The 9,093-nt window shown below is 53.4% G+C and carries 9 protein-coding genes; 2 read left to right on the forward strand and 7 right to left on the reverse strand.

Annotated elements, in window-relative coordinates; genetic code table 11:
• Nucleotides 1-434: 434 nt before the first annotated feature.
• The 7 genes from BN348_RS12305 to BN348_RS12330 all read right to left on the reverse strand — a co-directional run bounded on the left by BN348_RS12305 (nucleotide 435) and on the right by BN348_RS12330 (nucleotide 6,381).
• Nucleotides 435-1,553, reverse strand: coding sequence for a DUF4097 family beta strand repeat-containing protein (locus BN348_RS12305; RefSeq protein WP_040198333.1), 1,119 nt, complete (start codon nucleotides 1,551-1,553; stop codon nucleotides 435-437).
• Nucleotides 1,546-2,133 (reverse strand): DUF1700 domain-containing protein, encoded by a 588-nt coding sequence (locus BN348_RS12310; RefSeq protein WP_040198334.1) that lies wholly within the window; start codon nucleotides 2,131-2,133, stop codon nucleotides 1,546-1,548. Before BN348_RS12310 ends, BN348_RS12305 begins: the two co-directional genes overlap by 8 nt.
• Nucleotides 2,126-2,443: a PadR family transcriptional regulator gene (locus tag BN348_RS12315; protein WP_040198335.1), complete on the reverse strand. Its 318-nt coding sequence runs from the start codon at nucleotides 2,441-2,443 to the stop codon at nucleotides 2,126-2,128. Before BN348_RS12315 ends, BN348_RS12310 begins: the two co-directional genes overlap by 8 nt.
• A gap of 384 nt (nucleotides 2,444-2,827) precedes the next feature.
• Complete coding sequence (locus tag BN348_RS12320; protein ID WP_242844350.1) at nucleotides 2,828-4,741, reverse strand: glycoside hydrolase family 3 C-terminal domain-containing protein; 1,914 nt, start codon at nucleotides 4,739-4,741, stop codon at nucleotides 2,828-2,830.
• Nucleotides 4,725-4,883, reverse strand: coding sequence for a hypothetical protein (locus tag BN348_RS13975; RefSeq protein ID WP_156136516.1), 159 nt, complete (start codon nucleotides 4,881-4,883; stop codon nucleotides 4,725-4,727). Before BN348_RS13975 ends, BN348_RS12320 begins: the two co-directional genes overlap by 17 nt.
• 755 nt (nucleotides 4,884-5,638) lie before the next feature.
• Nucleotides 5,639-5,881, reverse strand: coding sequence for a hypothetical protein (locus BN348_RS12325; protein ID WP_040198337.1), 243 nt, complete (start codon nucleotides 5,879-5,881; stop codon nucleotides 5,639-5,641).
• Nucleotides 5,882-6,039: 158 nt separating this feature from the next.
• Complete coding sequence (locus BN348_RS12330; protein WP_156136517.1) at nucleotides 6,040-6,381, reverse strand: hypothetical protein; 342 nt, start codon at nucleotides 6,379-6,381, stop codon at nucleotides 6,040-6,042.
• Between the two features lie 359 nt (nucleotides 6,382-6,740).
• Between BN348_RS12330 and BN348_RS12335 the strand changes: the two genes are divergently transcribed.
• A complete protein-coding gene (locus BN348_RS12335) occupies nucleotides 6,741-7,448 on the forward strand; it encodes a LytR/AlgR family response regulator transcription factor (protein WP_040198339.1) in 708 nt (235 codons plus the stop codon).
• The gene (locus BN348_RS12340; RefSeq protein WP_040198340.1) at nucleotides 7,445-8,773 is read left to right on the forward strand and encodes a sensor histidine kinase; all 1,329 of its coding nucleotides are present in this window, start codon (nucleotides 7,445-7,447) and stop codon (nucleotides 8,771-8,773) included. Before BN348_RS12335 ends, BN348_RS12340 begins: the two co-directional genes overlap by 4 nt.
• Nucleotides 8,774-9,093 lie beyond the last annotated feature (320 nt).

Here is a 9,093-nt window from a genome sequence, read left to right on the forward strand (position 1 = left end):
TTATAGATTGTAATTTGAAGCCATGAACCGCAGCGATATGACCCTGCAGGGATACCAACAGGTTCCCGTTTCATTCTATACAAGCATAAAAAAGAAGCGGATTTACAGATGATGGCAGACTCTATACAAACCGCCAGCTGAACTGGTGGTTTGACCAATCTTAAAAGGGCATCGCTCGCTCTCAAGAGAGCCTGAAAAGCTGTCATCTGCGTCGCACGCACCGCAACCCGTAAACGGGTGAATTTTTAACTTTCGTTCTCTATCAGCAGTAAAAGAATTGTCATTTTGCTTTACTGCGAGGAAGCAAATATAAAATTCATAAGCACTTTCATCCGCACCGGCATAGCCGGTGGTTCTTTCACGCGAAAGCATAAAAAGAAACCCGCGCCATCATGGCGCGGGTTTCTTCAAGTATACCATACTGGTGCATACCGTTATGGCTGTGTAAATGTGATGTCGATGCCGCCGTTGCTTGTGACCACCTGCAGCTTGTTCTTTGAATCCGACAGCTGATCCTCCAGGTTGCTGCTTCCGTTGGCCGTCTGGGCCAGGATGTTGTATTCGCCCTTCTTCCCCGCGATCGTGCCGCGCACGCCGCCGTTCTCGGTTCTCAGCGTCAGATCGGGACCCGCCAGAGCTTCCACCACCACAGAGCTGTTGGTGGTCGATGCCTTCACAGACTCCTGTGCCGTGACATCTTTCAGCTGAATCCTGCCGTTGTAATTGCTGATGCTGAGCAGGCCCAGCTGCGCGCCGTCGAATTCGACGCGGCTGTTTGAGTTTTTCACGGTGGTCTTTCCGACTTCGATATCCTCAAAGTAAATCGAACCGTTCGAATTCTGAACATGAAGCTTTCCAGTACCGGCAAACTCGATGAGTTTGATGGAACTGTTGGAATCCTCAATGGTGGTATCTTCCGCGCGGACATCCTCCATCTTGATCGAGCTGTTCGAGTTCCGCACCTGCATCGCGCCCGCGCTGCTGACCTTCTGAAGGCTGATGTGCCCGTTCGAGGAAACCGCGCGCAGCGTTCCCGCCGTGACGCCCGTCAGCTCCACACTGCTGTTGGACGTCTCGCAATCGAGATCGGTCAGTGACGCATCCTCAACCGAGATGCCGGCGTTCCCGTTCTGCACCTTCAGCGCCTGGGTGTAATCCTTCGGCAGTTCAACCGTGATGTCATATTCTAAAAGCGCCAGGCTGCTGAACAGCCCGAAGCGAAACTGGTCAAACCAATTTTGGAGATAGGTGCTTTCTACAACCAGGACACCGTTCTGCTCGGTGATCGAGCAGGTGAGCTGGTCGCCTTCGAGATAGTGCACGACGATATCCTTGCCGGCCGTCGGCACCACTTTGACGCGGATGTTCTCCGAGCGCACATCAATCCCGGTCAGACCTTCGATCTTTGCCGTATGTTCGCGCTCTTCGACCCGCGGGCCGTTTGCGATATCCTGAAAGGAGAATCCCGTAGCTGCGAACGCGCAGCCGCTGATGACCAAGCCCGCCGCACAGAGCAGACCCGCGGCCAACAGCAGATATTTGAGCTTATGCATACTGGCGCACCACCTTTCTATTCCAGAAGCTTCTTATCTTATTCATCAGATATGCCGAAGCGCGGACCATCAGCCTGGTCAGCACAATCGTTCCAATCAGGGTCAGGATGCCAAGCCCGCCGCAGACAAGCCCCGCGCCGATTTGGAACAGCCCTGCAGCCGGATTCCCCGCGATAAACACAAAGGATGTGATCACGCCGACCATACAGACGACAAACATACAAAACGCAATCACATAGAAGCAGACCAGCAGTACCCAGGCCACCACATACAGCACAAACGCCACGGCGGCGAATGTGATGCCCAGTGAAAGCCAGACCGGGCTGCCGAGTATCAGCCCAACGATCGTCCACACTTTGGCCGATGTGGACTTCTTTTTTATCTGCCCATTCTCCGCAAGGATTTTTGCGGCAAGCAGTTGGATATCGCCGAACTCCGCGATGATGTCGGCCTCGTTTTCTCCGGCCTCCACCCGGTCGTCGATGATCTCTGCATAAAAGCTGAGCGCCTTTTCCCGTTCGGCTTTTGGAAGCGTGCTGATGAGCGACGCGAGTTTTTCAAGAAATTGCTGCTTATTCATCTTTCTCCTCCTGTACGATAAAGTCATAGACACGCACGATCTCGGACCATTCCGCAATAAAACTTCGAATACGTTCCCGCCCCGTATCGGTGATGCTGTAATACTTGCGCAGCCGTCCATTGTGCTCCACCGAATAGGTGGTGAGACACTGGCCGTTCTCCAAGCGCTTCAGGATCGGGTAAAGGGTCGATTCGGAAATTTCTATGTAGTCCGAGATGTCGCGGATCATCTTGTATCCGTAGGAGTCCTCACGCTGCAGTATCGCAAGCACGCAGACCTCCAACAGTCCCTTTTTGATCTGAATGTCCAACGGAACACCTCCTGACGTGTTATATTATACATTGCATAGTATTATTTGTCAACCCTCATCCGCATAAAACATTCTGATCCAAATTTATACAGGCTGTACCCCAAAATCTTCAGGCGCATCCCGATTCGCCGAGGGCGTCTGATGGGACTCCCATTTTCCTGTTTCAGCCTCAGCTTCATCTGACCGATATCCCCCATACGCCGAAAGAACGGCGCGTCTCCAGAGGGCACAGCAGGACGGCACTAAAAAGATGCACAAAACCGCCAAGCATCCGGCACCGGCGGGACGCAAAAGAAGCCCAGGGAGCTTTCCCTGGGCTTCTTTTTTGATGTCCCGCACGCCGGCCGTCAGATTTCTTTCGGCCGCTGCCGTTCGGGCATCGGTTTATTCTTCGAATTTTTTCTTCCTGGTGAACATCACGCCGATTCCGCCGAGCAGAATCGCGCCTGCCGCCCACGCGATCGGTGCGGCGTTGCCGGTGTAGACGTTCTTCTTTTTACCGTTTGACGCGCTGGCCGAAGAGGTCGTGCCGCTTGCTGAACCCGCCGCATCGGAACCGGGTTTCGTGTTTGAAGAGCCGTTCGCATCCTGGTCAGGATCGGATGTATCCTTGCCGGAATCGGAGATTTCCGGATCCTCTTTGCTGGTGTCGTCCCTGCCTGGATCACCCTTTCCGGAATCGCCAAGCTTGACAAGGCCGTCTATCGAGGACCGCAGGTTCGTCTCGGCATTGTCCACCGCATCCTGTTCATCGATGCTCGGATCGGAGCGCAACACCGCGTCCGCCGCCGCCATCGCGGTGCGCAGCAGGTTTGCCGATTCGGCGGTGTACAGACTCAGGTCCATCGTTCTGGCCTGGCTGAGCAGCGCGTCCAGATTGGCCGTGTTTGCCTTCAGCCGCAGGGCCAGAATCGCGTCGACCAGCGCGCCGGTCGCGTCGTCGACCGCATCCTGTTTCGCAAATTTGTCCTCATAGACCGACTGCGCCGTGCCCAGGGCATCCCGGAAGTCCTGTTTGCCATCCTCGGCATAGTTGTCCAGGTTGTAACCGCCGGCCGCCGTGATCGCTTCGAGCAGCAGCGTTTTGTCTCCGGTCATGATGCCGAGTCCATGAACCCATTTGACCAGTGTCGTCCAGGCTTCCTCGGTTTCCTTCTGGGTGGACCGCAGGTTCGCGCTGACCGCCTTCGCGTTTTCGAGCGCGGCCTCGAAGCCCTCGCGGACCTCTTCCACGACATACTGGTAGTCATCCTTCTTCATCTGCTCTTGCGCATACGCAATGATTTTATTCAGGGTGGTTTTGTTCGCCTCCACAATGTGTTCCGGATAGACCGTGGTGCTCCAGGACAGGTCGTCGGAGGAGGACCCGACATACAGCGCACGCTCACCCTCCGCGAGCACCCATTTGCCCCTGGTGCCGTCGTCGTATTCGATCAGGTTGTCGTCCTCAATCGAATCATCCCAATAGGAGAGCATCCGCTCGCTGACGGTCATTGTGATGGTTTCGCTCTGTCCCGGCTGCAGTTCTCCAGTGCGTCCAAAGGCCGCAAGCTGTTTTTCGGACATCTGTACGTTGTCCGGCACCTCGATGCTGCCCAGATAAACCTGTACGATCTCCGCGCCCGCGGCGCCGCCGGTATTGGTCACCGTCACAGTCACGTCGATTTCATCGCCGCGGTCGTCAACGGCAATATCGGAATATTCAAAGGCCGTGTAGGAAAGGCCGTAGCCATAGGCATACTGCGGCTGGATGTCCTTGAAGTCATACCAGCGGTAGCCGAAGTACAGGCCTTCGTTGTACTGCGCGTAGTACTCGGTTCTGGTGCCCTGATAGAAGACCGCCGCACCCTGTCCATAGCGCTGCCATGCCAGATAGTTCTCGTAGTCTTCGCCCTCGTCGTATTCGCCGTTGCCGTTCGTATCCCACTCCTCCCAGTAAAGGAGCATATCCTTATAGGATTTCGGCATGGTGACGGACAGCTTGCCGCTCGGATTGGTCTTGCCGGTCAGCAGGTTCGCAATGGCGGTGCCGCCGGCCTGTCCCGGATAGAACGCCGCCATCAGCGCGTCGGTGCCGTCCAGCCAGTCGCCGTCGAAGCTGTAGGCGGAACGGTTGTAGGTGACGACCGCAAGCTTGTTGCCATTCTCGCCGCATCTTTCCTGCAGTTCCTTGAGGAACGCGGCATCCTCGGTGTCCATGCACATCTGATCGTTTGCGATGTTGCTGCCGCCGTGGCCGGTCGGGCCGACACGGACAAAGTATACGACGGTCGTATTCTCCTCAGCAGCCGCCTTCAGAGGACGCGTTGTTCATGACCTCCTCTGTGTTGTCGGTGACATAGGAGTTTCCCGCAAATACCGGCATGGAGGAGGAAGCCATCAGCGCTGCAAGCAGCAACGCGCCGCATTTTTTGAAGAGATGTCTTTTTCCCTTATTCATGGTTTTTATAATCCCCTTTCTCTGTATGGTGCTTCTTTTGACAGTCTACAAAATGTCTATTTTCATGAAACGGATTCCCATGGGATAACTTAGCCCCCTTTCCACCCCAAACATTTCAGAAATCCGTATTTTGAAACAAACCGCTGTCATGTTCGACAAAAATTCCTTTTGGAATTCTGATCATGATGACCGTTTTTACAGTCAGATCGTAACATTTATCCCGGACGGATGCAACAGACCCCGCGCGAACTGTTTCAAATCGGGTGTGATCTGCACATCCGTTTTTTCCGCGGGCAATCAGTGCAGGAGGATCTTTCCAGACAAATTAATCATCCGTGAAGCGCCGCAGGTCCAGCCGACCTGTATCTGTCTCCCAGTACTTCCGTCATGATGTTCCTCTTGCAATAGGTACAAAGCATGACCACGGTCTGTCTCCGTTCAGTTTGTTAAAACACCGGCAAATGACAGCATCCGACCTTTGTTTGTAGAAATGCTTTTGCGCTCAAGGGACACAACTTCGTTGAAATCCAGCAGAGAACTTTTGCTCGTCAAGCTCTTTTAGAATTAAAAGGAAGCCATTTCATTTAAAATTCCCATAATCTCATGAGGAGCCTAAAAAATACACATGCCAGCCAAAGCATCGGGTTATCATAGGAGTTAATTGTAACCGGGGAAGCGTCCGCTGCTAGCTATGCCCAGCCATCCTGCCAAAAGCAATACGCCGCCTGCAGGCGGCCGAAGCAGATAATAGGATATCAGAGGGGATTTTCAAGGGGGCCACCACCTGCGGTGGGGCGTTCGGCTGCGCCGTTTTTTCCGCCTCGTTGTTGTGGTGTGTTTGTCATAGGCTCTTTTTTTATTTCAGTGTCGCGTAGCGCGTACACCAGCGCAGCTGGCCCCTTGAACGGCCTTTTCTGGTTACTCTTTTGGCAGCGCAAAAGAGCAACTGTCACTTTGCCAAGTGCTACTTGGTAAACAGTGTAAAACCGCTGTACCATACAACACCACCCTGCAAAATATAACCTTACAAAGAAGCAGCGGTCACACTCCGCTTCTTTGCGACAAAAAAAGAAGCGGGACGGCGTATAAACCATCGTCCCGCTTCTCTTACAGACACTGTTAAAAGGATTCTAAAGACATATTAAAGAAATACAGATTATCGTTTCTTACGGAGTGCGAAGGCACCCAATGAACTGACCATTGCCATTCCGACGAACATGGCAATGACGGTGCCGTCGGCAAGCGGATTTTCTCCGGCGCCGATGGCGGCGATGTTTTCCTGTCCGGCAGGCAAACCTTCCTGCCGGGCGCTCTGCTGAAGGAGCGCATGCGTTGTTGTGAAATTGTCATCTGCTTGCAGGATCTTTGCCAAAGAGGCTCCGACCCCGTCCCGGCCCTGCATCCTCTGTGCCGTCAGCGCTGACGCGCCAACACATGACAGCGGCAGACAGATCATCAAAGCGAGAGACGCAGATAACAACCGTTTGACCTTTCGCATCTGGTTATCCACCTTTCTCAAGATGACCCTTTCTATGATCTTTTGACGTAAAGGACCCGCGCTTTCCGGCCGGAAAACATCTTTTGACTTGTCCTGTCTGTACTATAACACCGCCTGAAGGCTTCGTCAAGAGGCCCTGCGTGAGTGGGCGGCAACTCTGCGCAAGTGGGCAGTTTATACAAAAAGGAACAAAACCGATCCTTGCATTTCATCCAAAAATACGGTATGATAAAGGGGAACGGACACCGGTACGCCGGCATCCGAAGTGCAGGAAAATTTACACAGATTTAAAAAGCTCTGCGGGACTGACCGATCCTTTTGACCGGCGTCCCAAACAAAGAAAAGGAGGTGAGCATCCATTGCTGAATATTGCAGTCTGTGACGATGAGGCTGTAACGCTGGATTATCTCACCAGAGAGATCGGCGCGCTGTTCCGCAGTCATGGGCTGGAATGCATTGTTGAACCATTTCAGCACGGAACGCTGCTGCGGAAAAAGATCATGACCACCCATTCTTATGACGTCCTGTTCCTGGACATCGATATGCCCGATGTCAACGGCATCGATCTGGGCAGACATCTGCGCGAACAGCAGAACGACAGCCTGATCGTCTTTATCTCCAACCGGGAGGAGTATGTGTACCAGTCCTTAAAGGTCAAACCGTTTCGGTTCGTTCGCAAAAGCCGGTTTGACGCAGAGATCGGCCAGGTCGTACAGGATATCGTCCATGAGCTTTCCCGGGAAAAACCGCACGATATCGTGCTGACCATCAACAAGACCTTTGTTTCACTCGACCCGTTCAAGATCATCTACGTCGAATGCACCAACAAAACCCTTTCGATTGTGATGGAGAACGAGAAGCTTGAAATCACCTACAAACTCGCCGATCTGGAAGAGATGCTGAAAGGCTATGGGTTCATCCGCATTCACAAGGGATATCTTGTCAACTACCGCTATATCTTCAGCATCGAGCGCGGCGAGGTTGTGCTGGATATCGGTGAGCGGCTGCCCGTCAGCAAATACCGCATCTCCGAGGTGAAGGAGAAATTCAGGAGATTGGCCTTATGAGTACCTTTCTATCCGCCCTGCAAATCATAATGGACTACGGCAATAAATTTGTGGATGTCATTTTGATGCTGGACATCCTGTTCCGGATATTCTCCTATAAACGCAGATTCACCAATACGCGGCTGGTCTTTTTATTGTCCACACTGGCCGGAACCGGATTCATCCTGCTGATCGATAAAACGATGGAGCTCAATTTCCAGACCTATCTATCCCTGTATTTTCTGGTCGGGCTGCTGTTCAGCCTGGTCTTCCTGAACGGCAAGATCTACCTCAAGGGCATCACCCTGCTGGCCTACGTGTCCTGCCTGATTCTGGTACGGTTCATCACGACCGGCACGCGTATCCTGCTGCTGGACGGCGCGGAGCTTTCCGGGAACCTGCTGATCCTCTCGGATATCCTCCAGCAGCTTTCCGCACAATTGATGCTCTTTCTGATCACCCGCTTCATCGTTCACCATGCCGTCAAGACGCGGTTCAAGCTGCCAACCTACTATTGGATCATCATGCTGGCGATCCTGGCGGTCAACTTCATCATGATCGTGCCGTTCCGGGACTCCGGCAGCAGCGATTCCACGCTGAACCTGCTGCAGATGCTCTATTCGCTGGTCATCGTCATGCTGCTGTACTATCTGTTCTCCAAGATCATCCGGGAGTATGAGGAGAAGTACAAATACAAGCTGCTGGCCCAGCAGCTTGACATGCAGAAGAAGTATTTAGAGGAAACAACCCAGTCCTACAACAATCTGCGCCAGATGCGGCATGAGCTCAAGAACCATGTATTCTGTATGAACCTGATGCTCAAGCAGAAGCGGTACGACGAGCTGGAGACGTATTTCTCCAAGCTGTACCGCAGCGAATACACCGTCGATATGATTGAATCGGGCAACAACATCGTGAACGCGATCCTGAACCAGAAGGCGGCCTACGCGCGTTCCAAACAGATTGACGTGCAGGTGCGCGCCGCGCTGCCGCAGCAGATGGGTGTCGAGGAAAGCCAGCTGTGCGCGGTGATCTCCAATCTGTTCGACAACGCAATCGAGGCATGCGAGGAGATCGCCGATCCGCAAATCGATCTGGAGGTCAAGGTCGTCAAGAACTACATCGCGGTCGTCTGCACCAATACGGTGGATCACGATGTTCTGCGGGCCAACCCGAACCTGCTGACCACCAAGCGGGACCGGAACAACCACGGTATCGGCCTGCAGGTGGTACGCAGCATTGTCGACCAGTATGACGGCATGCTGCATTTCGAGGTTGTGGACTCCAAATTCGTCGCGAGCGCCATGCTGGGGACAAGGTTTGGACAGGAGTTGGACATTGCTTAAGCACCGCTTTATACAGAAGGCCCCGATGCTTTGACATCGGGGCCTTCTGTATAAAGCGGTGCGGGACTTGGTCTATCGTTTGTTTGATTGGCTACCTTGGCAGGACGGATATTGTCGTACCGCTGTGGCGCGGCGGCTTCTCTTTGTTTGCCAAGTGACACTTGGCGGGGTGGTGGTTACTTCTTTGCCGGCCAAAGAAGTAACCAAGAAAGGCCGTTCAAGGGGCCAGCTGCGCTGGTGTACGCGCTACGCGACACTGAAATAAAAAAAGAGCCTATGACGAACACACCACAACTATGCAGCAGAAAAAGCGGCGTAGC

Source organism: Candidatus Soleaferrea massiliensis AP7 (assembly GCF_000820765.1).
In the GTDB taxonomy this organism is placed as follows: Bacteria; Bacillota; Clostridia; order Oscillospirales; family Ruminococcaceae; genus Soleaferrea; species Soleaferrea massiliensis.